This window comes from Treponema sp. R6D11, assembly GCF_054786075.1.
In genome coordinates this window covers 1-24,903 of sequence record NZ_BDHD01000005.1, presented here as the reverse complement: position 1 = coordinate 24,903, position 24,903 = coordinate 1, and the positions used below count along the sequence as shown (strand labels likewise).

27 protein-coding genes are annotated in these 24,903 nt (G+C 42.1%); 15 read left to right on the top strand and 12 right to left on the bottom strand.

The features are described from left to right. Position 1: 1 nt before the first annotated feature. Complete coding sequence (locus ACYVTD_RS01480; protein ID WP_461246006.1) at positions 2-1,405, bottom strand: MATE family efflux transporter; 1,404 nt, start codon at positions 1,403-1,405, stop codon at positions 2-4. Positions 1,406-1,518: 113 nt separating this feature from the next. Here ACYVTD_RS01480 and ACYVTD_RS01475 point away from each other — a divergent pair, with 113 nt between their 5' ends. From ACYVTD_RS01475 to ACYVTD_RS01430, 10 genes are all read left to right on the top strand, one after another. Further along, complete coding sequence (locus tag ACYVTD_RS01475; RefSeq protein WP_461246005.1) at positions 1,519-1,776, top strand: hypothetical protein; 258 nt, start codon at positions 1,519-1,521, stop codon at positions 1,774-1,776. A 2-nt stretch (positions 1,777-1,778) separates the two neighbouring features. Beyond that, the gene (locus ACYVTD_RS01470) at positions 1,779-2,018 is read left to right on the top strand and encodes a hypothetical protein (protein WP_461246004.1); all 240 of its coding nucleotides are present in this window, start codon (positions 1,779-1,781) and stop codon (positions 2,016-2,018) included. Positions 2,019-2,097: 79 nt separating this feature from the next. Next, positions 2,098-3,114, top strand: a complete 1,017-nt coding sequence (trpD, locus tag ACYVTD_RS01465; protein WP_461246003.1) for an anthranilate phosphoribosyltransferase — start codon at positions 2,098-2,100, stop codon at positions 3,112-3,114. Between the two features lie 11 nt (positions 3,115-3,125). Next, positions 3,126-3,935, top strand: a complete 810-nt coding sequence (gene trpC / locus ACYVTD_RS01460; RefSeq protein ID WP_461246002.1) for an indole-3-glycerol phosphate synthase TrpC — start codon at positions 3,126-3,128, stop codon at positions 3,933-3,935. A 24-nt stretch (positions 3,936-3,959) separates the two neighbouring features. Next, positions 3,960-4,592, top strand: coding sequence for a phosphoribosylanthranilate isomerase (locus tag ACYVTD_RS01455; protein WP_461246001.1), 633 nt, complete (start codon positions 3,960-3,962; stop codon positions 4,590-4,592). 4 nt (positions 4,593-4,596) lie between these two features. After that, the gene (gene trpB, locus ACYVTD_RS01450; protein WP_461246000.1) at positions 4,597-5,796 is read left to right on the top strand and encodes a tryptophan synthase subunit beta; all 1,200 of its coding nucleotides are present in this window, start codon (positions 4,597-4,599) and stop codon (positions 5,794-5,796) included. After that, entirely contained in the window at positions 5,789-6,595 is an 807-nt protein-coding gene (trpA, locus tag ACYVTD_RS01445) for a tryptophan synthase subunit alpha (protein WP_461245999.1), read from the top strand. Before trpB ends, trpA begins: the two co-directional genes overlap by 8 nt. After that, complete coding sequence (locus ACYVTD_RS01440; protein ID WP_461245998.1) at positions 6,592-7,458, top strand: ABC transporter substrate-binding protein; 867 nt, start codon at positions 6,592-6,594, stop codon at positions 7,456-7,458. The genes trpA and ACYVTD_RS01440 overlap by 4 nt, the downstream gene beginning before the upstream one ends. A 13-nt stretch (positions 7,459-7,471) precedes the next feature. After that, complete coding sequence (locus tag ACYVTD_RS01435; protein ID WP_461245997.1) at positions 7,472-8,221, top strand: SIR2 family NAD-dependent protein deacylase; 750 nt, start codon at positions 7,472-7,474, stop codon at positions 8,219-8,221. Positions 8,222-8,257: 36 nt separating this feature from the next. Continuing rightward, on the top strand, positions 8,258-9,124 hold the full coding sequence (locus tag ACYVTD_RS01430; RefSeq protein WP_461245996.1) for a hypothetical protein: 867 nt from the start codon (positions 8,258-8,260) through the stop codon (positions 9,122-9,124). On the opposite strand, the gene gltX is transcribed toward ACYVTD_RS01430, so the two are convergent. Further along, positions 9,125-10,606, bottom strand: a complete 1,482-nt coding sequence (gene gltX / locus ACYVTD_RS01425) for a glutamate--tRNA ligase (protein ID WP_461245995.1) — start codon at positions 10,604-10,606, stop codon at positions 9,125-9,127. A gap of 56 nt (positions 10,607-10,662) precedes the next feature. Between gltX and ACYVTD_RS01420 the strand changes: the two genes are divergently transcribed. After that, positions 10,663-12,090, top strand: a complete 1,428-nt coding sequence (locus ACYVTD_RS01420; RefSeq protein WP_461245994.1) for an aminopeptidase — start codon at positions 10,663-10,665, stop codon at positions 12,088-12,090. A 74-nt stretch (positions 12,091-12,164) separates the two neighbouring features. Here ACYVTD_RS01420 and ACYVTD_RS01415 read toward each other — a convergent pair whose 3' ends face one another. From ACYVTD_RS01415 to ACYVTD_RS01400, 4 genes are all read right to left on the bottom strand, one after another. Further along, positions 12,165-12,707 (bottom strand): YiiX/YebB-like N1pC/P60 family cysteine hydrolase, encoded by a 543-nt coding sequence (locus ACYVTD_RS01415; protein WP_461245993.1) that lies wholly within the window; start codon positions 12,705-12,707, stop codon positions 12,165-12,167. 92 nt (positions 12,708-12,799) lie between these two features. Continuing rightward, the gene (locus ACYVTD_RS01410) at positions 12,800-13,447 is read right to left on the bottom strand and encodes a DUF5640 domain-containing protein (RefSeq protein WP_461245992.1); all 648 of its coding nucleotides are present in this window, start codon (positions 13,445-13,447) and stop codon (positions 12,800-12,802) included. A gap of 33 nt (positions 13,448-13,480) precedes the next feature. After that, positions 13,481-13,900, bottom strand: coding sequence for a hypothetical protein (locus ACYVTD_RS01405; protein ID WP_461245991.1), 420 nt, complete (start codon positions 13,898-13,900; stop codon positions 13,481-13,483). A gap of 34 nt (positions 13,901-13,934) precedes the next feature. Then, complete coding sequence (locus ACYVTD_RS01400) at positions 13,935-14,549, bottom strand: hypothetical protein (RefSeq protein WP_461245990.1); 615 nt, start codon at positions 14,547-14,549, stop codon at positions 13,935-13,937. A 115-nt stretch (positions 14,550-14,664) separates the two neighbouring features. Here ACYVTD_RS01400 and ACYVTD_RS01395 point away from each other — a divergent pair, with 115 nt between their 5' ends. Then, positions 14,665-15,024 (top strand): helix-turn-helix domain-containing protein, encoded by a 360-nt coding sequence (locus ACYVTD_RS01395; RefSeq protein ID WP_461245989.1) that lies wholly within the window; start codon positions 14,665-14,667, stop codon positions 15,022-15,024. Positions 15,025-15,063: 39 nt separating this feature from the next. Here the strand turns inward: ACYVTD_RS01395 and ACYVTD_RS01390 are convergent, their stop codons facing one another. The 5 genes from ACYVTD_RS01390 to ACYVTD_RS01370 form a co-directional block, all read right to left on the bottom strand. Further along, on the bottom strand, positions 15,064-15,297 hold the full coding sequence (locus ACYVTD_RS01390; RefSeq protein ID WP_461245988.1) for a hypothetical protein: 234 nt from the start codon (positions 15,295-15,297) through the stop codon (positions 15,064-15,066). Next, entirely contained in the window at positions 15,290-15,562 is a 273-nt protein-coding gene (locus ACYVTD_RS01385; protein ID WP_461245987.1) for a hypothetical protein, read from the bottom strand. Before ACYVTD_RS01385 ends, ACYVTD_RS01390 begins: the two co-directional genes overlap by 8 nt. A 23-nt stretch (positions 15,563-15,585) precedes the next feature. Next, positions 15,586-16,275: a leucyl/phenylalanyl-tRNA--protein transferase gene (gene aat, locus ACYVTD_RS01380; protein ID WP_461245986.1), complete on the bottom strand. Its 690-nt coding sequence runs from the start codon at positions 16,273-16,275 to the stop codon at positions 15,586-15,588. Beyond that, positions 16,275-18,677, bottom strand: a complete 2,403-nt coding sequence (gene clpA, locus ACYVTD_RS01375) for an ATP-dependent Clp protease ATP-binding subunit ClpA (RefSeq protein ID WP_461245985.1) — start codon at positions 18,675-18,677, stop codon at positions 16,275-16,277. Before clpA ends, aat begins: the two co-directional genes overlap by 1 nt. A 69-nt stretch (positions 18,678-18,746) precedes the next feature. Further along, positions 18,747-19,052 carry an ATP-dependent Clp protease adaptor ClpS gene (locus tag ACYVTD_RS01370; RefSeq protein ID WP_461245984.1) on the bottom strand — a complete coding sequence of 102 codons (306 nt, stop codon included), beginning with the start codon at positions 19,050-19,052 and terminating at the stop codon, positions 18,747-18,749. Between the two features lie 215 nt (positions 19,053-19,267). On the opposite strand from ACYVTD_RS01370, the gene ACYVTD_RS01365 reads away from it, so the two are divergent. Both ACYVTD_RS01365 and ACYVTD_RS01360 read left to right on the top strand, forming a co-directional pair. Beyond that, positions 19,268-20,920 carry an adenylate/guanylate cyclase domain-containing protein gene (locus ACYVTD_RS01365; RefSeq protein WP_461245983.1) on the top strand — a complete coding sequence of 551 codons (1,653 nt, stop codon included), beginning with the start codon at positions 19,268-19,270 and terminating at the stop codon, positions 20,918-20,920. 23 nt (positions 20,921-20,943) lie between these two features. Continuing rightward, positions 20,944-23,553 carry a HEAT repeat domain-containing protein gene (locus ACYVTD_RS01360; RefSeq protein ID WP_461245982.1) on the top strand — a complete coding sequence of 870 codons (2,610 nt, stop codon included), beginning with the start codon at positions 20,944-20,946 and terminating at the stop codon, positions 23,551-23,553. Between the two features lie 8 nt (positions 23,554-23,561). Here the strand turns inward: ACYVTD_RS01360 and ACYVTD_RS01355 are convergent, their stop codons facing one another. Next, a complete protein-coding gene (locus ACYVTD_RS01355) occupies positions 23,562-24,230 on the bottom strand; it encodes a hypothetical protein (protein WP_461245981.1) in 669 nt (222 codons plus the stop codon). 44 nt (positions 24,231-24,274) lie between these two features. Here ACYVTD_RS01355 and ACYVTD_RS01350 point away from each other — a divergent pair. Then, a partial coding sequence (locus ACYVTD_RS01350) for a TIGR00282 family metallophosphoesterase (RefSeq protein WP_461245980.1) occupies positions 24,275-24,903 on the top strand: 629 nt, incomplete at its 3' end.

Genomic DNA, 24,903 nt, shown 5'->3' with positions numbered 1-24,903 from the left:
ATCACGCCAGGTTGACAGCTAAACCTCGTCTTAATTTTCGCAGTTCAAAAATAATTAACGTCCCCGTAAGAATAAAGGAAAAGCCGTCTGCAACAGGAGCGGCGGCAACCACGCCCCACAATCCCCATATTTTTCCAAAGATTAGTATACATGGAATAAGGGCGATACACTGCCTTAACATGGAAAGAAAAATAGATGTTTTTGGGCGACCTGTGACTACAAACATATTTGTTGAGACAACTTGAAAACCTGCGGTTGGCAGCAACAGCATCATTATCCTCATCGCCCTAGGAGCAAATTGCATTAGAGCGTCGCTTCCTTCCGCCACAAACACCTTGACCAGATAATCGGCAAAAATTTGAACTATGGCAAATCCAAAAACGCAGATCAATGTGGCGGCTCCTATCGCTCCCAAATATGCACGTAACACACGGCGGAATAATTTCGCGCCGTAATTATAACCAAGTATTGGTTGCGCTCCCTGATTGATTCCAAAAATAGGCATGAGTATCAACATCAAAATAGTACCATTTATATTCATTCCCGAAAGAACAACGGCATCTCCGTTTGCCACTCCAAGAGCGGCGGCTCCGTACCAGCCTACGCTTTTATTGTACACAAATTGCACTGCGGACATCATAAACTGAAGCAAAAATTGAGCGGAACCAAAAGCCATAATCTGATAGATAACTGAAAAATCAGGTTTGAATGCTCTGGGGTTAAGCCTTACTACAGCTTTTTTGCTTGTGATAAAAATAAAAATAAAAACAAACGAAGCAAACTGAGAAATGATAGTCGCCCAAGCCGCTCCTTTTACGCCCCACTTAAACACAAAAATAAAAATAGGATCGAGAATTGTATTGAGTACCGCTCCCATGATCATTGAGAGCATTGAAATTGTAGGAAAACCCTGCGCCCTTGTACAATGAGACAACCCAAAACTCACCGTGAAAAAAACCATGCCGTAAAGAATTATGCGAAGATAATCTTTGGCGTATCCCAAAACTTCGCTGCCTTCTTTTCCAATAAAAGAAATAAGCGGGTCAAGAAAACAAAGTCCAAGTATTGTCATTAGAACGGATATGCCTATCAACAGGAAAAAGCAGTGATCCATAGCGTTTTCAGCATCCTGCCGCCGTCCCTGCCCCAACCGCATGGAAATCATGTTAGCCGCTCCAAGTCCAAAGAGCATGGCAAAAGCCATACCGATGGTCATAAGCGGCAGAACAAGGGAAAGTCCGCCAAGAGCAATTTCGTTTACACCCTGACCGACAAAGATGCGGTCAACTACATTGTAAAGCGCATTTACCAACATTCCAGTTATAGCGGGAACAGAGAATCGTAGTAATAGTTTTCCGATAGGCTCAGTGCCTAACCGACTCGCGGCATCTTGGTTTTCAGGCATGTATATTTAATAGCAGAAATGTTAATTTTAATCAAGTAGCGCAGAGGGACATTATACTCTTTATACTACTTTTTATTAAAAATAGAGTATACTTAATATACAAGAGAGGAGCAATGGCAGATAAAATTCTATATACTCAATCGGCGTTCAAGCATGGATATACTCAAGACGATATAGAGCAGGCAATTGAGACGAAAATATATGAGGATACTCTAAAAGGAGAAGATGATATATATGTCATCATTGGTTTTGACACCGTTGCAAATCCGATAGAAGTCTTTTATAATATTATTGATGATGATACAATTAAAGTGTTTCACGCAATGGAATTGCGTGACAAAATAGTCGCCCAAATGGACGAAGAGGAGTAATTATGCGTGATATGACTGAAGAAGAATATGCGGAACTTGATAAGCGCCTAACCGATACTGTTCCAACGCTCGGTCATACTAATACAGGGTTTTTCTCTCGTAAAAGTTCTCAAGTTGTTTGCCTTGATGAAGCTACCGCTAAAATTCTCAACGCAAAGGCTATAGCTTCCCGAAAACTGCCTTCGGAAATTATCGCTTCCCTGCTTCGCAAAGAATTAACTGCTGTTCATGCGCAAGGCTAAAACAAAAATCCCCATTTATTAAAAATTTTTTACTGGTTTTTATCTTGTATTTTATTTATATTTGTAGTATAGAATAAGAATGATTAAAGAAGCGATTACCATGGCGGCAAAGAGAGAGGATCTCTCTTATGAATGTGCCGAAACTGTTATGAATGAAATCATGGAAGGGAAAGCCAGCGAGATTCAGATGGCGGCTTACCTTGCGGCAATGTCTGTGAAAGGCGAGACTATAGACGAAATTACAGCGTCCGCCGCTGGAATGCGTAAACATTGCGTCAGGGTATTGCATGACATGGACGTACTGGAAATTGTCGGAACAGGCGGAGATCATTCCAATTCTTTCAATATATCTACTACTTCCGCACTGGTTATTTCAGCGGCGGGGATTCCTGTCGCAAAACACGGCAACCGAGCGGCTACAAGCAAAACCGGTTCTGCGGACGTTCTTGAAGCCCTTGGCGTCGATATAACAATCCCGCCAGAGCAAAGTTTGCATCTTTTAAAAACCATCAATATTTGCTTTCTCTTTGCGCAGAACTATCATATTTCAATGAAGTATGTCGCCCCTGTAAGACGTGAGCTTGGTATTCGCACAATTTTTAATATACTCGGTCCTTTGGCAAATCCGGCTGGTGCGAACATGGAATTGTTAGGCGTGTATGAGCTTGATCTTGTAGAACCTATGGCGAAAGTTTTATGCAATCTTGGAGTAAAAAAAGGAATGGTTGTATACGGGCAAGATGGGTTAGACGAAATATCACTCGGCGCTCCCACCACTGTTTGTGAATTACGAGACGGATTTATAAAAAGCTATGAAATTGAACCTGAACAATTCGGGTTTGAACGTTGCAAAAAAGAAGAGTTGTTAGGCGGAACGCCTGCGGAAAACGCGCAAATTACCAGAAATATTCTCGCAGGCGAGAAAGGTCCCAAACGAAACGCGGTACTTCTTAATTCCGCTGCGGCAATTCACATAGCCAAACCAGAAATAAGCATAAAAGATGCTGTCGTAATTGCGGCGGAAACAATCGACTCAGGAAAGGCAAATGAGCAACTTAAACTTTTTATTTCTATGTCGCAGAAGAAAAACCCATAGGAGTATCCCTATTGAAAAATTCGCCTGCTATTTTAGGTAAAATCGCCTCAAGTACGCTGACTCGTGTAGAAATAGCAAAACAAAATCTTCCTATTGAACAAGCGCAAGAGCAGGCGATTGATTTAGCGTCGGCAGAACACATTGACAAAAAGCATCTGCCTTTTGAGAATGCGCTTGCCGCTCCCGGACTTTCATTTATCTGCGAAGTAAAAAAAGCGTCACCTTCAAAGGGCGTAATAGCGGAAAATTTTCCATGGCTGGAAATTGCGAAGGATTACGAAGAAGGCGGAGCCTCGGCTATTTCTGTTTTAACAGAGCCTGAGTTTTTCTTGGGGAATGATCAATATTTAAAAGAAATTTCCGCCGCTGTGAAGATCCCAACTCTCAGAAAAGATTTTATTATTGATAAATACCAAATTTACGAAGCAAAACTATTGGGAGCAAAAGCGATATTATTAATTTGCGCCCTGTTGGATCAAAAAACATTATCCGACTTTATTGTCGCCGCAAGAGCGCTGGCTTTAGATTGTCTTGTGGAAATCCACAATGAAGAAGAAGCACAGGAAGCTCTTTCCGCAGGAGCGCATATCATCGGTATTAACAACCGCGACCTTACCACTTTTGATGTTGACACAGAACTGACATCTCGTTTAAAAATTCAACTTCCCCCTGAAATACTGACTGTCTCGGAGAGCGGCATAAAAACAAAAGACGATATTCGCGCCATAAAAGATATGGGAGTAGACGCTGTTTTAATCGGCGAAAGTTTAATGCTAGCCGCGGATAGAAAAGCTTTTTTAAGAGAACTGGTATCTGTTTGATGAAAAATATGCTACAGTATTATCATGCGTATAAAAGTATGCGGATTATTCCGCGATGAAGACATTGATTATGCTAATGAATCACAGATAAATTACGCCGGCTTTGTGTTCGCGAAAAGCCCTAGACAGGTTTCCGCTCCACTTGCCCAATATCTGCGTTTCCGTCTTGCGGACGGAATTATTCCAGTCGGCGTATTTGTAAACGCGCCTATCGCTTTTATTACTGAATTGTACCATAACGGCGTTATTTCAATCGCGCAACTTCACGGCGACGAAGATGAAAGCTATATCACGCAGTTAAAAAAATTAAGCAAAACAAACATCAGGCAGACAAGTATCCCGCCGATTAAAGTGATAAAAACACTATTCTTCGGCAGTGAAAATTTTAATTCCCAGTTAAAAAATTTGACAAATATAGTAGATTATTTTTTAATTGATTCAGGCGCAGGCTCCGGCAAAACATTCGATTGGAAACAACTTGACGCTGTTAAGCTCTCAAAACCTTGGTTTTTAGCTGGTGGTATCAATATTAACAACATAAAACAGGCAATGAAGCTTAATCCGTTTGCCATTGATGTTTCAAGCGGAGCGGAAACAGACGGTATTAAAGATCGGAAAAAAATATTAGAATTAACTGAAACTTTAAAACAAGGATAACCCTATGAAAGATGAAAAAAAATTTTCAGGCAGGTTTGGCGACTACGGCGGACAGTACATTCCCGAAACATTGATGAACGAGATCATCAATCTTGAAAAAGCCTACAACCATTACAAAGACGATCCCGCCTTTAAGACTGAGTTGGACGCTCTGTTAAAAAATTACGCAGGTCGCCCTTCCCTACTCTACTATGCGGAAAAAATGACCCGTGATCTTGGCGGAGCGAAAATTTATCTAAAGCGCGAGGACTTAAACCACACAGGCTCCCACAAGATCAACAATGTGCTTGGGCAGACGCTACTTGCAAAAAAAATGGGCAAGACAAGAATTATCGCCGAGACGGGAGCTGGTCAGCACGGCGTAGCTGCGGCGACTGCTGCGGCTCTTCTGGGAATGGAGTGCGAAATTTTCATGGGCAAGGAAGATACCGAGCGTCAGGTGCTTAATGTCTACCGCATGGAATTGTTGGGATCGAAAGTGCACCCTGTAACATCGGGTACGATGACGCTCAAAGACGCTGTAAACGAAACAATGCGCGAATGGGTAAGCAGAGTCCATGACACTCATTATGTTCTTGGCTCGGTAATGGGACCTCATCCCTTTCCGGTAATTGTGCGTGATTTTCAAGCGGTGATAAGCAAGGAGGCAAGGGAGCAGATACTTGCCGCAGAGGGGAAACTTCCCGCCGCCGTGCTTGCCTGTGTCGGAGGCGGCAGTAACGCCATGGGAACTTTTTACAATTTTATAAATGATAAGGGAGTGAAGCTCATCGGTTGCGAAGCGGCGGGCTTGGGGATCAATACTGAAAAACACGCCGCCTCAATCGCAAAGGGGACAGTAGGTATTTTTCATGGAATGAAGTCCTACTTTTGTCAGAACGAAGAAGGGCAAATCGCTCCTGTGTATTCAATATCGGCAGGGTTGGATTATCCCGGCATCGGACCTGAACACGCATGGCTCTATGATACAAAGCGAGCTGAGTACGCTCCAGTTACCGACGAAGAAGCGGTCTGCGCTTTTGAATATCTTGCCCGTACAGAGGGAATTATTTGTGCGATAGAAAGCGCCCACGCTGTAGCCCACGCCCAAAAGATAGCCCGCAATTTTTCCACCGATGAAAGCATGATCATCTGTCTTTCCGGCAGAGGCGACAAAGACGTAGCGGCAATTGCCCGTTACAGGGGGAAAAAGATCGATGAGTAACATAAAAAACGCTTTTAAGAATGGCAAGGTATTTGTCGGTTTTGTTACGGGCGGAGACCCTAATATTGAAAGCTCAAAAGAATTTATTCTGCAGATGATAAAAGCAGGTGCGGACATAGTAGAGATAGGTATTCCTTTTTCCGATCCTATCGCCGAGGGACCGGTAATTCAGGAAGCGAACAACCGCGCGCTTGCAGCCGGAACAACCGTAGAAAAATTATTTGCCCTTGTCGCCGATTTGCGAAAAGAGACAAGCATCCCTCTTTTGTTCATGACTTATGTCAACCCTGTTTTCCATTACGGAGTGACTGGCAGGGCTAATGGTCAGTCAGGGTACGACGCATTTTTCAAGCGTTGCAGTGATGTCGGCTTAGACGGCATCATCGTCCCCGACCTTCCATTTGAGGAACAGCAACCTGTAAAAGAAGCGGCAAACAAACACGGCATAGACCTTGTTTCGCTAATCGCTCCAACATCGCAAGAACGGATAAAAGAAATCGCCAAGACCGCAGAAGGTTTTATCTACCTTGTTTCTTCGATGGGAGTAACAGGAATGCGTACAGAAATAACCACAGACCTTGCCTCGATTACTGCGGCAATTAAATCGGTAACATCAACGCCCATCGCAATAGGCTTTGGCATTCACACTCCGCAACAGGCGGCGCAGATGGCACGCATTGCAGACGGAGTAATTGTAGGAAGTGCCCTAGTAAAATTGTCCGCACAGTACGGAACAGAAGCCGCCCCGCACATTTACAACTATGTAAAAGAAATGAAAGAGGCTGTCATCAAAGCATGATAAAGTCCATTCCTACCTCCTCTCCTTGTTCGTGTTGGTTCGTGAGGTTCGTGGTAAAATTCTTAATCCCTAGTTCGTGTTGGTTCGTGTTTTCTCTTTCTCTTATAACCTCACTAACAGGGTGCGTAAAACAAAAACACGGACTGACCATTGCAGACGGCACGCTCTCTGTCGGCGTGGAAATTGGTTATCCTCCTATGGAGTACTACGACTCAGACAGCATTACACTCATTGGCTTCGACATAGAGCTTACAAAAGCCATCGCCGACAAATTGGGACTGACCGTCAATTACATCGACACATCTTGGGATAGCATTTTTGCAGGGTTGGAGACAAACAAGTATGACATTGCGGTTAATATAACCATTTTACCTGAACGTTTACAAAGATTTAATTTTACCAAACCCTACATCGACAGTTCTATAGTTATTGTTACTGCAAAAAATTCTTCCGTAAAAATCACAACCCCCGAAGACATTAAAGGGTACAGAGCGGCTTATCAGGGCGACACTACGGCTCAGTATTTTGCGGAAAGGCTAAAGAAAGACGGAATTACTTTTACATCGTTCTCTTACGACAAAATAACAAACTGTTTTGACGATCTTGTACTTGGACGCATCGACTTAATTGTCGCAGACAACATAGCCGCTTACTATTACACTGAAAAAGAAAATAGTCCCTTTGAGATTGCATGGCAGGGGGCATCGGGCGAATTAATAGGGATTTGTATAAAAAAAGGGAACGACGCTTTAACCGCCGCAATTGACAACGCCCTTGATGAATTGTTTAAGGACGGCACAATACGGAAAATATCCCTAAAAATATTTAATCGAGATTTGGTTTCGCAAGCAAGGAATTTCTGATATAATCATTATTATGGAAGAAATTAAAGAATTATATACGCTGATTAAAAAAGCCAAACACCTTGTCACTCTTACAGGTGCAGGTGTAAGCACGCTTTCCGGTATTCGGGATTTTAGAGGCAAGAACGGTCTTTACAATGAGATGGACGCAGAGAAAATTTTTGACATCAATTATTTTGAAGAAGACCCTTCGTTTTATTACAAAATGTCCGGATCTTTTATTTACAATATTGACGAGAAAGAAGCGTCCATTGTCCACATCGTGCTTGGAGAGCTTGAACAACGAGGTTACTTAAAAGCGTTGATTACTCAAAACATCGATCTTCTACATCAAAAGGGCGGAAGCAAAAATGTGATAGAGATTCACGGCTCGCCTTCAATCCATTATTGTATGCGGTGTCCTGGCATAAGGGTAAGTTATGAAGAAGTAGCGGAAATTGTCCACAAGGGGGAAATGCCCAAGTGTCCTAAGTGCGGCAGGGTATTAAAGCCTGCAATCACTTTTTTTGGCGAAGGGCTTCCTGCGGACGCATTAAGGCAGGCGACGGCGGAATCACAAAAAGCGGATTTAATGCTTGTGCTTGGAACAAGTCTGACTGTATTCCCTGCTGCTGGAATGCCTGAGTACACCTTGCGTAATGGGGGAAAAATTATTATAGTAAACAATATGCCCACGCCGTTGGACAGCAGGGCATTACTCCACTTTGACGATCTTGGTTCTGTCTTTGAGGAATTGCAAAAATGTCTGCATGGGGATTGCTAGTCTAAACGTATTTTAAAGCAAGGAGATATGCTACTTATGAAAAAGTTAATTTCGGTAATTTGCTTTTTATCAATTTTATTTGTTTTTGTTCAATCTATTGGCGCTCAAGATTCGCAAACAGCCGCAGGGTTCAGAGGTCAAAGTATGAACGGAACTACAGGGCTTTTTTCAATTCCTTCCGGGCGTTTAGGTTGGGAGAAGCCGAATACGTTTGCGATGGATTTTGGTTATCGAGCTGTTATTAACAACGATCTTGGAATAGCGCATATACCAGCGCTTACAATGAGCTTGTTTGGTTGGGTAGAAATATCCACAGCTTTTGATTTCCAGCCAAAAATTAAATATTGGGACAAAAGCGAAAATAACAATGATATGTTGCTGAATTTAAAAATAAGATTACCAACTAACGCAAGCACAGCAATTGCCATTGGCACAAATTTTCAATTTATAAATATTGACAACGAAGACGATCACGATTATAACGCTTATCAACCCTATATAGCTATTACATACCCTGGAAACTTTTTCAAAATGCCGGCGGAAACAACTATTGTATTTGGAAAAACATTTTATTCAAATTATCCCTATAACAACAACAGCAACATCGATTTTGGCATGGGTTTCGATATAATTCTGTTCCCCGACGCTTTAAAAAATCTTCTTCACTGGGTAATAGATTTTTCAAATTTTGGTTACAGCGATAACGCATGGCCTAATGCGGGGTTTTATACGACAAATTCCGTATGGCGCGGTATTTTAAATACAGGTTTCAGAATCGATCTGTCGTCTATTCCCGAATTAAGCAAGTATAAATTTTTAATAGACATTATTTTTAATGATCTTTTTGACGAAGGAAGCAGATCGTTTACAACCGGCATTGTCTTTGGCTTTTCCGTGAAATAATCAGCGGTTTAATTTCTCTAGCGCCCTTTGCACTCGCTCCGCAGATTTCTCCGCTCCAAGTATGCGAAGCGATCCAAAAAGCGGCGGGCTTACTCGGCTTCCTGTAATTGCGACACGTAGGGGCATCATAAGGTCTCCAAGTTTTATTTCCCTTTTTTCCGCTTCGGCTTTTATAAACTCCTCCGCCTGTTCGTCGCTCGGCGCTTGTGCCAATTTGCCCACAAGCTCCTTGCCTATTTGCAAAATCTCAATCGTCTTAGCAAGGTCGCTCTTTTTGGGAATGAATTCTTCGGGCGCGGGGACTTCCGGCTCGTTAAACAAGTAGGCTATTTTCTCAGGGACTTCGTTAAGGAAGACAAGCCTCTCTTTTACAAGCGGCATTGCGGCGGTAAAAATTTCCCTCTGCCGTGAAGACGGCTCAGTCTTTGCACCGCCGAACAGTCCAGCCTCTATCGCAAACGGAAGGCAAAGGGAAGCAAGCTCCTCATCGCTTTTCATTCTGATGTACTGCCCATTGTACCATTCCAGTTTTTTGTAATCAAAAACTGCCGGCGCTTTGTTTAATTTTTCAAGACTGAAACGCTGGGCAAGCTCGTCAGGCGTGTAAATCTCCTTGCCTTCTTCGTAAGAAGCACCCAACAGGGCGATATAGTTTATCAATGCGGCAGGAAGATACCCCTGCTTGCGGAACTCATCGATGCTTGTTGCACCGTGGCGTTTGGAAAGTTTTTTCCCGTCCTGCCCCATCACCATTGGAAGGTGGCAAAATTCAGGGGGTGTCCAACCAAAAGCGTTGTACATGATCACATGTAAGGGCGTGGACGCAAGCCACTCCTGTGCGCGAAGAACGTGAGTTATTTCCATTAAATGATCGTCTACCACATTAGCAAGGTGGTAGGTTGGGAAGCCGTCTGACTTTAGCAGAACAGGGTCGGGGTTAATGTCATCGTTCTTCCATTCAATGTCGCCAAGCAGATGATCATGAAAGCGTGTCGTCTCTGTAAGCGGGATTTTTAATCGGACAGTACAGGGTTCACCTGCTGCGGCTCTCTTTGCTGCTTCCGCCGAATCAATCTTACGGCAGAGACGGTCGTAACCGCTCTCCGAAGAATGGGCGGCTTCCCTTTCCTGTCGTACTTTATCAATTCTTTCGGCGGAGCAAAAGCAGTAATACGCCTGCCCTTTATCAAGAAGCTCTTGAGCGTATTTTTTATAGTGAGCGGTACGCTCGGACTGAACGTATGGACTGAATTGTCCGCCACAATCGGGACCCTCGTCCCATTTTATTCCCAGCCAGTCAAAAGTGTCGTAGAGATTTTTTACAAAACTTTCGTCATAGCGGGTTCTGTCGGTATCCTCCAAACGCAGGATAAATTTTCCACCGCCTGAACGGGCAAAGAGGTAATTAAAAAGTGCCGTTCTTATTCCGCCTATATGTTGAAGCCCCGTAGGGGAAGGCGCATATCTGTCTCGTATACTCATTGATTTTATTGTAGCATAAAGATAAACTGATGTCAGTTATGCCGCAGGAGGGTTTTATGGCAAAAGCTGCAAAAGGGAAAAAAACTAAATTGTCGGATAAGTTGTTTTTCAAGTTGAAAAATGGCTGGGAAGGAATTGATAAAAAGACGGAAAAAGAAGTTGGGGAACTTGCCGAATCGTACAAGCAATTTTTAAATAAGGGAAAAACCGAGCGTGAATGTACCGAGTCGGCTTGTGAAATTCTTGAGCAAAACGGTTTTGTAAATATCGATACCTTAAAAGATAAAAATTTTACCGCCGGCATGAAGGTTTATCAGAATATCCGTGGGAAGTCCGTCATTGCCGCCGTCATCGGGAAAAAGCCCGTCATCGAGGGCTGTAACATTCTAGGCGCTCATGTGGATTCTCCACGCCTTGACTTAAAACAAAACCCTTTATACGAAGACAATGAACTTGCCCTCTTTGATACTCACTACTACGGCGGCATAAAAAAATACCAGTGGACGACCATACCGCTTTCCATGCACGGGGTATTTATAAACGAGTCCGGTAAAAAGACGACCATCAATATCGGCGAGGAACCCGGCGATCCTGTTTTCACGATTACAGACCTTCTGCCCCACCTTGCAAAAGAGCAAATGGAAAAAAAAGGGACGTTAGTTGTAGAAGGTGAAGACCTTGATATTCTTGCAGGCTCCCGCCCTTACGCAGACAAAGACGAGAAAGAAAAAGTAAAACTGTACCTGCTTGATCTGTTGAATAAAAAATATGGCATTACCGAAAAAAACTTTGCAAGTGCGGAAATTGAATTTGTTCCGGCTTTTAAGGCAGCTGATGTCGGCTTGGACAGAAGTTTAATCGGCTCTTACGGACACGACGACCGTTGTTGCGCATTCCCCGCACTGCAAGCTATCACCGCTATTTCGCGCGAAAAAGGCACGCCAAATAAAACATTGGTTTGCTATTTATCAGACAAAGAAGAAATTGGTTCTGTTGGAAACACTGGCGCGCGTTCCGTCAACTTTGAAAACTTTATCGCACTCATTTGCGGCGGCTCTCTGGCGGACTTACGGCTGTGTTTTTCGCACTCCGCCATGTTGTCCGCCGATGTCAATGCGGCGTTTGATCCCACCTACGCAAGCGTGTTCGACAAAAACAACGGGTCGTTTATCGGAAAGGGGATAGTGCTTTCAAAGTACACAGGGTCAGGCGGCAAGAGCGGAGCGAGCGACGCTAACGCTGAATTCTGTGCGAAGGTGCAGGCAATTATGAGCCGCAACAAAGTCCAGTGGCAATTTGGCGAGTTGGGAAAAGTAGACAAGGGCGGCGGCGGAACAATCGCCTTGTATGCCGCCAATTTGGGAATAGAAGTTATCGACTGCGGTATTCCAGTTTTGTCGATGCATTCGCCTTTTGAGGTGATCAGTAAGATTGACCTTTACACAACGTTTAGGGGATATATCGCTTTTTATAGGGAAGCGTAATTCGGAAAAGATTTCTCACAAAGGACACAAAGGAAGAGAAGGACACAAAGAGGGATCAGGGGGATTTTTGTCCGTTATCTGCTATTTATAAAATATACTTCTGTAAAATTTTCTGACATTGAAATCGCCTCGGGTAAAATAATCTCCTTGTTTAATTGATTAATAAAAACAGTGCCTAATTTCAATTCCGGCGATAACCGTTTTAAGATGATGTACAATAATTCAGTGCAATATATTTTTGATTCGTCGCTTATATCAAATTCATAATCAAAAGGTACTCCGACATACTCCATAGCCATGCTTGAAATTTTATATCCGTCCGTATTTTTTATTCTGTAAATTCCCGCTGTTCTGGCGACATTCAAAAAATTATCTAATGCCGTTATTTTTACAAAATTTTTTCCTTCTTCCGTACCGCCTTCGGCGTTTATTACGGTAACTTTGCTGTTGTCTATATGTATTATGCCGATATGGGAATATCTTTTGTCTTTTAACGACAATTCGCTAAAGAATTGAGACCAAAGCCTGTCTCCAAGACGGCAAATTATATCGCCTTCTTTTACAACAGATGCGATAATGGCTATTTGTTGCGGTGCGATAGTTTTGCCTCTAGGCATTATTATATAAATGAAAATTGAAGAAATCAAAATCATAAATATAATAATGCCCATTAACACACAATATTTTTTATTGTGTGCGTTCATTTACTTTACCGTATTCCTCTATCCCATTCGGAAATTTTCCATTTTCCGTCAACCTTTATAACGTCAATTTCTTCGGTAGCGCCGTTTGAAAACATTACTTTTACAACGCCGGAATTGCCGTTAATAATTTCTTCGGTTTTTGTAATCTTGCCTAAAGCGTCAACATGGTCTTTGGCTTTTGACATAAACGGCGTTATATTTTGCGCTCCTTTTGCCGTCATTACTTTGCCAATTGTTTTTGCGTCTCCTTTTGCAAGAGCCGCATAATACTGTTTAACCACGGCTGACGCTTTTCCGTCGCTTTTGTTGTTATTTTTGGCGGAGCTTCCAGCAACTCTAGTTCCTGTAAATGGTTCATCATCAAAGAATAGAGTAAGAGTATTGCCATCTATAGAAAATTTCATATCATCTTCAAAATCACTGTCATCTATACCGCTAAATTTCAACTTATTGCCATTTATGGTATACGTCCCTTCTTCCCATACTTCATCATCTTCAAGAATTTGAACTTTACCTTTTTCAAAGATAAATTTTATTTCGTCTTCCGGAAAATACCATGTTCCTTCAATTTTATTGCCGTTACAAGCAATAACTATAAATCCGAATACTAGCGTCATTACCAGTATTCCAAACCATAATTTTTTGTTTGCCATAATTTTTCTTCCTTACTATTGCTTATTATAAATTTATTTTTGTCTAAAGAATGTAAATGTCCTTTTGCGTCCTTCTCTTTCAAACAGTTGTAGCCTATCAGAACTAATAGAATATACAAAAGCCAAATCGTCATATCGACCATTTGTAACCCATTCTTTTTTAGATGTATTATATATATGAGTTATTTTTAGAGAAATATTTCCTTTATCATCGGTGGTATATGTCCCTTTTAAAAACAGATCAATATCACTTGGACCATATTCTCTAAGAATTTCAAAATCTCCCGCAAGAAATGTATATTCTACTATATCACCTATGTATTCCCCAACCCTAGCATTAGCCCGCCATCTTCCATTGAGGGCGGTATCCAACCCAAATGCAGAACCTACAACTGCCATTCCGAATACCAGTGTCATTACCAGTATTCCAAAACAAAATCTTTTATTTACCATAGTTTTTTCCTCCTAAATATTTTAAGTAAAAAAATTAATCCACTCTTTTTACCAATCGCCCTCTATCATTGGGTATAGAATTATTGTTAAAATTAAGGGATTCTCTTTTTCTTTCTACTACACTACTAGTTGAAGCAAGACCTCCAAAATTTCCTTTTTTATCAACACTATATTCATTTATAAGAATAGTAGTATTTACAAAACCAACAGAAAGCCCAATCCCATCCACCTTATATGGGTTTTCAGCCCAAAAATCAAACGTATAAGCTTTTCCTGCTTTACAATCGTATGTTATGTCGAGAGGTACTTCATATTTATTATTTTCATAATTATAATAAAAAGTTATTGTAAATGTATGCACACCAGGTGTTACCCTTACAAGTGCGTTAGCTTTTCCAAGATCAAAAAAGCCTTTAGGCGGTGGTTGCCACTGTTCACCACCCTGTCCGTCAATTTTAATAAAATTACTGTAGGGATAATCACTTTCTTTTCCGTTTACAGGCGACACTTCAATCAAAGCGCAATTTTTTTCTGACACATCTCCCAAATTATAATAATTTCTTTTTTGCCCAAATGCAGAACCTACAACTGCCATTCCGAATACCAGAGTCATCACAAGTATTCCCAACCAAAATCTTTTATTTGCCATAGTTTTTTCCTCCTTAATTTGGTAACAAAGCTTTATATGATGATAATACCATAGTATTAATATTATGTCAATACAATATTTTAATATATTAGGTTATTAACATAATTTTAAATATATGAAGAAATCTAAGGATTTAAGAAAAATTCTTTCTCAAAATATCAGAAAAGCGAGGGGCTTATTACATATTAGCCAAGCAAAATTAGCGGAATCCGCAAATCTTTCAGTTTCTCATATATTAGACATTGAATATTGTAAAACTTGGGTAAGCGATAAAACGTTAAACAGCATCGCAAAAGCTTTGTATTTAGAAGCTTATGAACTTTTAATACCTGAGAATGTTCAAAATAAGGCTGAAAATCATTTTTTACAGCGGATCGCAAATATCATCAAGGGGAAGAAGACTGTTTTAAGACAAAAAACCGAAGAAATAATTGACGATCTCATGCTGGAAATTGTCAAAAATTACAATGAGTGATTTAGTGATACATCGCTTTTTATAGAGAAGCGTGATATTTTATGCTGATGCGGCAATACGCTCTTGTACCATTTCGCTGACTATTTGGGCAGGCGTTTTATGATCGGTAAAAGCTTTTGCCGTTAAATAATTGGCGGTTTCCGAATCCACTGTTATTGAAAGTGCGGCTTTCCGTTGTGTGAAAAAACCAGTTCCATTTGGACCGGGTTTAGGAGGATTCTTTGTGTAATAATCGTCCCAATAATGGGCTTCTTCTTCGGTCATTCTAGCCATAATTCTCCTCCTTCGGCAACAAATGGTAAAAAATCGATCTGCATGGCATTGCATGGAATACGCTTATGGTTTCATTATCTATTATATTATACATGATTTCAAGGGGGTTTCCCTTTAGATCAAAGCCTATAAGCAAATATTGATCTTTCTGATCACGTTCATTAAACCAGCCGTCATATTTTGCGGTGTCAAAAGCCTTACGAATATCCTCTTTAGATACTTCGTGGTTGAAGGCGGCATCATTAAACTCAATAACCGTATCCATGTTTTGATTATAACAATTTTTTTTTAATTACGCGATACATCATATCCCCTCAGCAACGCAAGAAAAGCCCTGCGAGACATTTCCTCCCCACCAAGACTGATTAAATGCCGTGTCGGGATTTGGCAGTCTATGAAAGCGGTTCCCTCCGCAAAAAGTTTTTCCGCAAATCTTAAAAAGGCGGCTTTTGAGGCGTTTGGGGTGTTGGCGAACATTGATTCGCCGCAAAAAACTTTTCCTAGCAGTAAGCCGTAACAGCCGCCTACGAGTTCTCCATCTTGCCATGCTTCGGCGGAATGGACAAAACCAAGTTGATGAAGTTCCGTGTAGGCTTCGATTATGTCTTTTGTGATCCATGTTCCATTTTGATTGGGGCGGAGCTTTTCGGCACAGCCTCTGATTACTCCGCCAAAGTTTTCATCGTAAGTTATTTTGAATGTGTTGGCGTTTAATATTTTTCGCATAGATGTGGAGACGTGCAATTTTTCGGGGAAAATCACACAGCGAGGGTCGGGGGATTGCCAGATGAGAGGGTCATCGGGTCCGTACCATGGGAAAATTCCCTGCTCGTAGGCGGAGAGCAACATTCCCGGCGAAAGATTGCCGCCTACGCCTACAATATTGTCCTCACATTCATTTGGGTCGGGGAATTGAAAAAATACGTTTGGCTCTAATCGGGGAAAATCAGGATCGGGACCGGGACGGAAACGAGGCACTAGTTTTCCGCTGTTACAGCTTGAGTTTCTTCGATGTCCATGCAGTAGCCGTCACGCCAATCCACTACAGCACTTCCGCCCTCGCTTAGACTGCCAAAGAGGACTTCATCAACAAAAAAACTTTTTATCTTTTCTTCGATTAATCTGCCTGCGTTCCTTGCACCGAATTCTTTGCTGTAGCCTTCTTCCGCTAATTTGTCCACGCAGGTTTCCGTAACGGTAAGGGTTACGTTCTTTTCCGTAAGCTGGGCGGTAAAAGCGTCCAACTCTTTATGGACAATAGAAACCATAATTTCGCGTGAAAGATGTCCAAAGCGGACAGTGGCGTCCAGTCTGTTGCGGAATTCGGGAGTAAAGAGTTTTTCCACGGCTTCGTTTACGGCACTGTCGTCCTGAATACGATCTCCAAAACCGATAAGCCCTTTGCCAATCTCTCTTGCTCCGGCGTTGCTTGTCATTATCAAAATTACATTACGGAAGTCCGCTTTGCGTCCCTGATTGTCGGTAAGGGTGGCGTAATCCATAATTTGCAGGAGAATATTAAAAATATCGCCGTGTGCTTTTTCAATTTCATCGAGTAGGACTACAGCATGCGGCTGTTTGCGAACCGCATCGGTAAGCTGACCGCCGTCTTCATAACCGACATAACCCGGCGATGAGCCGATAAGACGTGAAATTGTATACTTCTCTTGATACTCGCTCATGTCAAAACGGAGCATGGAAATGCCCAATGTGTCCGCCAACTGACGAGCCAACTCTGTCTTGCCTACGCCTGTGGGTCCCACAAATAAAAAGTTAGCGACAGGTTTGCCGTCCGCCCTGAATCCGGCTCTTGAGCGTTTAACGGCTTTTACTACCGCCGATATTGCGTCGTCCTGACCAAAGACTTTTTGTTTAAGCCGTGTTTCCAAATCTTTAAGTTTGTCTTTTTCGCTCGCACCTACCGACCTTTGCGGTATTCGGGCGATTTTTGAAACGACAGTTTCAATCACGGGCAGGGTTATTTCCAATTTTTCAATTTGAGCGTCTTGTACTGTCGAGGACTTTTGCGTCTTTTCCGCCGTCATTTCTTCCGCCAATGTTTTTGCCTCTTGCCCTTCAGCCGCTTCGTCTGCTGTTTTGTTGTCAGCGTTAGAGTCGTCATTTGCGTGCTTGTATGCTTCTATTCGGGCGTAAGCTCCGGCTTCATCAATTACATCAATCGCTTTATCGGGCAGGCGGCGTTCTGTGATAAATTGCGCCGAAAGACGCACGGCTGTCTCTACAACTTCATCGCTGTAGTGGACATGGTGGTAGTCTTCGTATCGGCATTTAACTCCTTTGAGTATGTCTATAGCCGTTTCTACGGAAGGTTCGTTAATATCAATTTTTTGGAAACGCCGTGAAAGCGCCCGGTCTTTTTCAAAGAACTTGTTGTACTCCTCGTGTGTTGTGGAGCCGATACAGCGGAGTTTGCCGGAAGTAAGTGCGGGCTTTAGCAAATTGGAAGCATCCATCGCTCCGCCTGAAACAGCACCAGCTCCTACAATTGTATGTATCTCGTCTATAAAAAGAATTGTCTTTTCTTTTTTTAATAATTCCTCGACAACTCGTTTTACTCTTTCTTCAAAATCGCCTCGGTACTTTGTGCCGGCTAGGAGAGAACCCATATCAAGGGCATAGATTGTAAAGTTTTTTAGAAGCGGCGGAACATTGCCGTCAATGATTCGCTGGGCAAGCCCTTCGGTAATTGCCGTCTTTCCTACGCCTGAATCTCCAACATGAATGGGATTATTTTTTAATCTGCGACAAAGCACTTGTACTGTGCGGTCTAGCTCGTCTTCCCTACCGATTACCGGTTCCAATTTATGCTCACGAGCAAGAGCGGTTAAGTCTATGGCATAGCGTTCAAGGGCGGTTTTTTTACCGGCTTTTTTCTGGGCTTCCGCGTCATCGTCGATACCCGCATACTTCTCGCCTTTTTGGGCATTAACAAAACCGTCTTCGCCGTAACTGTGGGATAATACATGCAAAAGTTCCAGCCGTTTTACTCCGGCTTTACGCAGATAGTAGCCGCTGTAACATCGTTCTTCGTCGTAAAGAGAGACAAGAATATCAGCTACATCGACCATGCCTTTTTGGGCTGATTTGCAATGAATAAGGGCACGTTCAATAATATTGTGGAAACTTACAGTTTTTGTCGGCTCTCCGGCGGCTATGGGCATTTTCTGCTCAAAGAAGCTTTCCATTCCAAGTTTGATTTGTTCCGTATCCGCACCGCACGAAAACAGTACTCCCTGAACTTCATCAAAAGCCAACGCTGCATAAAGGATATGCTCCGGCGTAAGGTACTCATGTTTTCGCACCTTTGCCTCGTTGTATGCCGCATCAATAATCGCCTGTACATGACCAGAAACTTTCATTTTCTTCCTCTATTTCCCTCTATATTTAATATAGCATAAATTGCCGTTTTCTTCTATATATTAAAACCGCTAAACCGGCTCGACAATACACAAGAGCGGGAATTCATTGGCTTTCGCCGCCTCATGTACCTGCTCGGACTTGGTAACGGCAATATCCCATGTATATATACCGACAATTCCCCTGCCCTTATTATGAACGTCCAACATTATTTTGTTAGCGTCTTCTATGCTTTTATGGAAAATATCCATCAAAACAACAACCACAAAATCCATGGTTGTAAAATGATCGTTTAGGAGAACCACCTTATATTGTTCCGGCTCTTTAAATTTTTCCCGTGTTTTAGATGTCGGTCTATCCTTGACTCGCGGTTCCATAAGATAATTTTATATCATAAGAGAAAGGGAGACAAGAGAGCGATTGTAAAGCGACAAAAAAAGCGGTTTTGAATTTTTACTCTTTTTTTGCCCATTGTTAATTTTAATGCTAAACCTTAAACATTTAAATTCGGCTAAAAACGGTAAAAGACAGCTTTTTTTCCTCTTTTCTCCTTGTATAGTATAAAAACAAAAAATCGTGTTATATTTCACTTATGGGAGAACTTGCTCAACGTATAAAATCTATTATAAAAAATACTACTTCTGTTTCCGCAATACCACAAACCCCAAATATGCCTGCGGATCAAGACTTGGTTCGCGCAGGCGCGCTACTGGCGCGGGAAAGAAATTTTAAAGACCTTGTTAATTCTTTTGTGGAACAGGCGCAGGATATTTCGCGCGTAGATCTTGCCGCTTTTTACACTTTAACGGATACAGACGATCGCAAAAGCGATCTTAAACTTTCTTATAAAAGAGGAAGATACCCTGTGCCCGAAACTATCTCCGGCGACAGCGCGCTTGTAAGTTTTATGCGCGATTGCAAAGAAGCGCTTATTTTTAACAATAAGGAAAATTTTCGTCAAGGCGGGGCGTTTTTAAAAGAAGTGCTTATAAACCCTGAAATGAAAAGCGGAATGGCTCTGCCGATAGTCAGCCCTCCGCGCGAGATTGGCATTTTGTTTGTAGGATCTCAGTCGCCTTGTTTCTTTAACCGCCGTCGTTTTCACTTTTTGGATTCCTACACAAAACTTGCCGCCGGAGCAATGCAAACTTCTCTGCTTTTTGACGAGACGCGGGAAGCCTCAAAAAAAATCGATTCGCTTGAGCGGTATCAGGAATATGTTTTTAACTCTATGACAAATATAATTATCACAACGGACGCGCACGGACAGATATACTATTTTAACGAATCTGCATCGGAATCCATGGGGTTAAAGCAGGAAGATTTAGGACGCAATTTTGAAAATGTCTTTCGTAATTCACTCTCACCAAAAACTATAAAAATAATTCTTAACAGCCTGGAAAACGGAAATGAAATACTAGGGCTTGAAGGAATCTACCGCAAAGGAGACAAGGAGTTGGACTACTCCTTAAATGTAACTCCATTAAAAACCCCTCGCGGCAAAAAAGAAGGGTTGACTCTTCTTTTTACAAATCAAACGCGGGAAAAAGAACTAAAACAAGCGGTGCAGGTTGTAAGCGAAGAAAGGCGCGTTATTAAAGATATGTTTGCGCGTTATATGTCCAATGAAGTAATGACAAGACTTTTGGAAACACCGGACAGCATAAAACTAGGAGGCGATAAAAGAGAAGCAACTGTATTTTTTGCGGACATACGCGGATATACAAGTTTCTCGGAAAGCCGCGATCCTCAAGTTATTGTAGAAATTCTTAATGAATATTTTAGCGAGGCGGTTGAAAACATCGTACAACACAAAGGGTACATCGATAAATTTATAGGGGACTGTATAATGGCGGTATGGGGGGTTCCCATGATGCCGGAAGACGATGACGCGATAAAGGCGGTTTCATGCGCGATTACAATTCAGGAGCTTGTGCGTTCTTCAAAAAGAAAATTTTTTCGTAAAAATGACGCGTCGCATTTACGCATAGGCATAGGCGTTAACACGGGTCCTCTTGTCGCTGGAAATCTTGGAAGCATACAGCGTATGGATTATTCGGTTATCGGCGACACTGTTAATCTTGCGGCAAGGCTTGAGAGCGCGGCGGAAGCCGGCGAGATAATTATTTCTCAGGCAACACGGGATAAAATAGGAGACAAGTTTACTCTGGAAAAAAGAAGCCCTATTCACGTTAAGGGAAAAGAAAAACCTATACAAATTTATAATGTATTGGGATTTAAATAGATAAAGAAAAAGGAAGGAAAGTTATGAATTTTATTTTAGAACATTTGCCTAATATTAATATTCCGCTTAAAGTATTAATCGCGTCCCCTGTAGTATTAATTCTTTTGGCGATTTTTTTATTGTGGTTTATTCAAACGCGTATTTTTAAATTCCGTCTGCGCAGAATCGCCAATGCGCAGAATGCGCAAGAAAGCGAAAAAGCAGTAAGCATATTTGTAAAATACTATCCGCCCGAAAAACTTGTGCGCTATTCACGGCGCATGGAAAGATATTCGCGTCAAATGGGACCGGAAGTTGTAAGAAAAATAGGTCTTACCGATAAATGGATACAAAAAGTTACTCAGTCGTCTATGCCGACAGCCGTCGATTTACGCCGTGTTCTTTTGTACTGTCCCGCTTCATCGGTATTCAAGGTCTATCTTGCCGCAGAAGAGCACCCGCGTTTGCGCCGAGTTATAAAAGAGTGGATAAACAGAGAGGGCGAAGAAAAAGTAATTAAACTTTTAGCTGAAGCGTGCAGAGGCGAAGATTTTGAGCCAGACTTTGGGAAAAGTTTTCTGGAAAATAACGGCGCGCTTCTGCGCGAGTTAACAGGAGAACCTGAATGGTATGCGCGTTATTTTGCTTACAAAATTTTAATCCACAATAAAGAAGAGCTTACGTTAAGAACTCTGGAAGCGGGTCTTCTTGATCCTCACCCACTTGTCAGAAAAATTCTTACGGAAAACTTTACTGGAGGCAGGGAAAAAGTATGGGAAATGTTGTGGGATAAATTGCTCCATGACCCTGTATACGAAGTCCGCGAAACAGCAAGAAAACGCATTACAAAAGAATTCATGGATCTTTACAGTTTAAAAGACAAAAAAATCAATGTGGAAGAAACATTCAGAATTCTTGAACAGCTTAATCCCAATTCTCAAGAAGATAAATCTTTCGCCATGTCGATTCTTCAAAGCGACAACAAAGAGCTTAGATACCCCGCCGCCGTATTCTTGGAAAAATGCGGGGTGTTGTCTTCGTATCTGGCAAAAAATACGCTCGATGATCCCGTCCACATAGAAAACAGCGTGCGAATTTTAAAAGACGCTATGGAAGTAAAGGTTTCCGGTTTTATGACGGATTATCCTTCGGGCGACGGCGCTCCACTTTTGGTAGTTGCCAAAGTTCTTTTCAAGCAGAAGACGGCATACGAGATTATCAATCTTTTAGCAAAAAAAGTATTTAACTTTTTCAGCAATAAAAAACTTGAGCCTTCAAATAGGGAAATATACACAAAAACCCTTGAAGCAATTTCGACAAAAGGAAACATCAGGTCTTACGAGATTTTGGCGGAAGAGTTATCCCACAGAGAAAACGATCCTGCTTTTCTAGAATTGCTTCTTCCCCGTATTCCGATAAAAGCCGAGTTAATATTCCCCTTTATACTTTTCCGTTTTTTAAAAAATGTAAATTTTTCCGCGAGGGAAGAACTTGTAAAAACATTGGGAACTTTTAATCCCGATATTGTTCTACCAGAAATTTTTCACATTTTAAACAGCGATCGTTCAAAATTCCCGCATATAATTCGCATCTCCGCGCTCAAAATATTGGGACTTTTACGTCTGCCGTTCTGTCTTCAAAGAATACTTGAAAGTCTGCCTACTTTTAAGGAAGAAGAAACAAAAGAATTTGCCGCTCTGTTTTTGGATTACCCCAAAGAAATATTTGAAGATAAGGCAAGAACGCTTTTAGCGTCTCCTGACGCGCGAATAAGGGCGTCAATAATATCTATTCTTCCCGTCGTAAAAAATGACAGTTTTATGAAAGAAATCCGCTCGGCGTTAAAAGATGTTGATCCCGATGTGCGGGTTGCGGCAATCAAGTCTCTTTTGGAATTCGGCGAAATAAAACTGCTTAATCAGGAAACATCAATGTTGCACGATCCGGTCGAGAGGGTGCGTCTTGCCACAGTGGAAGTTATCGCAAGGCACGGCAACGAGGCGGCAATTGAAATACTTAAAAACATCACGACAGACCCCAATGAAACCGAAGTTGTAAAAATGGGAGTTATCTCAGGATTGGGACAGGCAACAAACGCGGAGGGTATTCCCATACTTGTTTCCGTTCTTGATTCACAGGAAGAATTCCGTGAACTCGCCGAAAAAGCCTTGGCAAACAGAACGACAAAACGAGACATTACGCAATTAATAGAAATCTTTAAAGACGCGGAACCACAGCTTAGAGAAAAACTTATTCCGGTATTCAAGAGACAGGGTAAAAAAGCGGAGCCGTCAATTTTGGAAATCTTAAAAGATGAAGTTGCGTCTTTTAAACCGTACCTTGTAAAAATTCTTGAGGAGACAGGATACGTTGACGAAGCAAAGAGACGATTATCCAACAGAAACGTAGAGGTAAGGCGGGAAGCCGCCGCCCTGCTTTCTCTCATGGACACTCTCCCCGCCTTTCGCGGGCTTGTCATGGCGGCAAAAGACCCCGATCAGGAAGTGCGTGTAAGCGTAGTTAAAGCCTTGGAAAAATTAAAAAATTCGCAAAGCTACGACTTCCTTGAAAAACTTAAAGAAGACCCAGACAGCCGCGTACGAAAATACACCCATTGGGCGCTTGAAAGACTAGATTCATTGGCAATGGAGTAAATTTTATCTTACTTAAACAAATTAAACTTTCCAAACTTGTGCAATTTGCCGTTGGAGCGTTTTGTTGTTTCTTCTAGGGATTTATACAAAAATGAGGCAAAGGCGGATTCGTTTCCAGCATCTGAAGTGGAAAACGCCATTGTGTTGTATGCTTCGTTGTGGGCGGAGGTAAGCAAACCTTGAGTCAGGGTGCGGAAAGACGCCAAAGCGGGTTGCCCCAAAATATCCGAGGCTTCATCTCTTGAAGATACAGAGGGAATATCGGGATAAACCAAAACAAGGTTTCCGTGTTTGCGGTTGTTAAAAACAGAGGCAAGCTCTTTTACAAGAAAAAACCAGCCTTTTATGTGATCGTTAAGCATTATCTCAACATCGGAAAAAGAAAGGTCAGAGGCTTTACTGCGAACAGAAGGCGGAGAGCAGATAAGGATCGCTTCATCAATATGTTCCAACCTGTTCTCCGCGGCAATTACCAATGTTCGTGCGGAGATTGGGCTTGAAGGGTTCCATTCAAGGGGCAGGCGTTGGGGGACTTCCTGCGTCGAATTTTTTACCGCGCTAGAAAGCCTGTTTGGGATAAAAGCGGCGGCATATTGTTCTACGCGATTACATGTTTCCGCTTCAATGGCTCGGCTAATAGCCGACTCGTTTCCCGCGATAAAAATTCCTCTGGTCATAAATACAGTTTACATTTTGAACGCTTTTATGGCAATATCTGATTATGCGAATTGTAAAAGCCGCCATGATAGGCGATGTTGTTGGAAACCAAGGAATGGCAACTCTCGAAGCCAAATTACCCGCGCTTATAAAAGAACATAATATCGACTTTGTAACAGTAAACGGCGAGAATGCCGCCGAAGGGTTTGGCATGACGGAAAGCGATTTTAAACGCATCATTGCGGCAGGTGCGAATGTGGTTACTTCGGGAAACCATGTTTGGGAAAAACGAGAATTTTGGAGCGTGCTAGAAAACGAAAAAAATATGCTGCGCCCCGCCAATTATCCTGTTGGGTCTGTAACAAGTTCCGAGCCTTTGGGCACTGGGGTTGTCTGCATAAACGAAAAAGAAATAAAATGGATTGTTATAAATCTTCAAGGGCGAGAATTAATGAACGCCATCGACTGTCCTTTTAGGTGTTTCGATAATCTTGTAAACGCCCATGCCGACGCAGAATCTGGCACTCCGCCTGTTGTTCTTGTAGATTTCCATGCCGAGTCAAGCCGTGAAAAAGAATCGCTTGCCTATTACGCCGACGGACGCGCGTCGGTAATAGCCGGCACTCACACTCATATTCAAACCGCCGATGAACGGATACTGCCAAAGGGTAGCGCATACATTACAGATCTTGG

Bases quoted from the DNA above. Each gene is read 5' to 3' on its own strand.
- clpA (WP_461245985.1), bottom strand. From the start codon at position 18,677: ATGAAAGTTTCTGGTCATGTACAGGCGATTATTGATGCGGCATACAAC.
- ACYVTD_RS01420 (WP_461245994.1), top strand. From the start codon at position 10,663: ATGGCAAAAGCTGCAAAAGGGAAAAAAACTAAATTGTCGGATAAGTTG.
- ACYVTD_RS01480 (WP_461246006.1), bottom strand. From the start codon at position 1,405: ATGCCTGAAAACCAAGATGCCGCGAGTCGGTTAGGCACTGAGCCTATC.
- ACYVTD_RS01385 (WP_461245987.1), bottom strand. From the start codon at position 15,562: ATGGATACGGTTATTGAGTTTAATGATGCCGCCTTCAACCACGAAGTA.
- ACYVTD_RS01470 (WP_461246004.1), top strand. From the start codon at position 1,779: ATGCGTGATATGACTGAAGAAGAATATGCGGAACTTGATAAGCGCCTA.
- ACYVTD_RS01430 (WP_461245996.1), top strand. From the start codon at position 8,258: ATGAAAAAGTTAATTTCGGTAATTTGCTTTTTATCAATTTTATTTGTT.
- ACYVTD_RS01365 (WP_461245983.1), top strand. From the start codon at position 19,268: ATGGGAGAACTTGCTCAACGTATAAAATCTATTATAAAAAATACTACT.
- ACYVTD_RS01355 (WP_461245981.1), bottom strand. From the start codon at position 24,230: ATGACCAGAGGAATTTTTATCGCGGGAAACGAGTCGGCTATTAGCCGA.
- ACYVTD_RS01415 (WP_461245993.1), bottom strand. From the start codon at position 12,707: ATGCCTAGAGGCAAAACTATCGCACCGCAACAAATAGCCATTATCGCA.
- trpD (WP_461246003.1), top strand. From the start codon at position 2,098: ATGATTAAAGAAGCGATTACCATGGCGGCAAAGAGAGAGGATCTCTCT.
- trpB (WP_461246000.1), top strand. From the start codon at position 4,597: ATGAAAGATGAAAAAAAATTTTCAGGCAGGTTTGGCGACTACGGCGGA.
- ACYVTD_RS01440 (WP_461245998.1), top strand. From the start codon at position 6,592: ATGATAAAGTCCATTCCTACCTCCTCTCCTTGTTCGTGTTGGTTCGTG.
- ACYVTD_RS01370 (WP_461245984.1), bottom strand. From the start codon at position 19,052: ATGGAACCGCGAGTCAAGGATAGACCGACATCTAAAACACGGGAAAAA.
- ACYVTD_RS01435 (WP_461245997.1), top strand. From the start codon at position 7,472: ATGGAAGAAATTAAAGAATTATATACGCTGATTAAAAAAGCCAAACAC.
- ACYVTD_RS01400 (WP_461245990.1), bottom strand. From the start codon at position 14,549: ATGGCAAATAAAAGATTTTGGTTGGGAATACTTGTGATGACTCTGGTA.
- ACYVTD_RS01395 (WP_461245989.1), top strand. From the start codon at position 14,665: ATGAAGAAATCTAAGGATTTAAGAAAAATTCTTTCTCAAAATATCAGA.
- trpA (WP_461245999.1), top strand. From the start codon at position 5,789: ATGAGTAACATAAAAAACGCTTTTAAGAATGGCAAGGTATTTGTCGGT.
- ACYVTD_RS01360 (WP_461245982.1), top strand. From the start codon at position 20,944: ATGAATTTTATTTTAGAACATTTGCCTAATATTAATATTCCGCTTAAA.
- ACYVTD_RS01410 (WP_461245992.1), bottom strand. From the start codon at position 13,447: ATGGCAAACAAAAAATTATGGTTTGGAATACTGGTAATGACGCTAGTA.
- ACYVTD_RS01455 (WP_461246001.1), top strand. From the start codon at position 3,960: ATGCGTATAAAAGTATGCGGATTATTCCGCGATGAAGACATTGATTAT.
- ACYVTD_RS01405 (WP_461245991.1), bottom strand. From the start codon at position 13,900: ATGGTAAATAAAAGATTTTGTTTTGGAATACTGGTAATGACACTGGTA.
- ACYVTD_RS01390 (WP_461245988.1), bottom strand. From the start codon at position 15,297: ATGGCTAGAATGACCGAAGAAGAAGCCCATTATTGGGACGATTATTAC.
- ACYVTD_RS01475 (WP_461246005.1), top strand. From the start codon at position 1,519: ATGGCAGATAAAATTCTATATACTCAATCGGCGTTCAAGCATGGATAT.
- gltX (WP_461245995.1), bottom strand. From the start codon at position 10,606: ATGAGTATACGAGACAGATATGCGCCTTCCCCTACGGGGCTTCAACAT.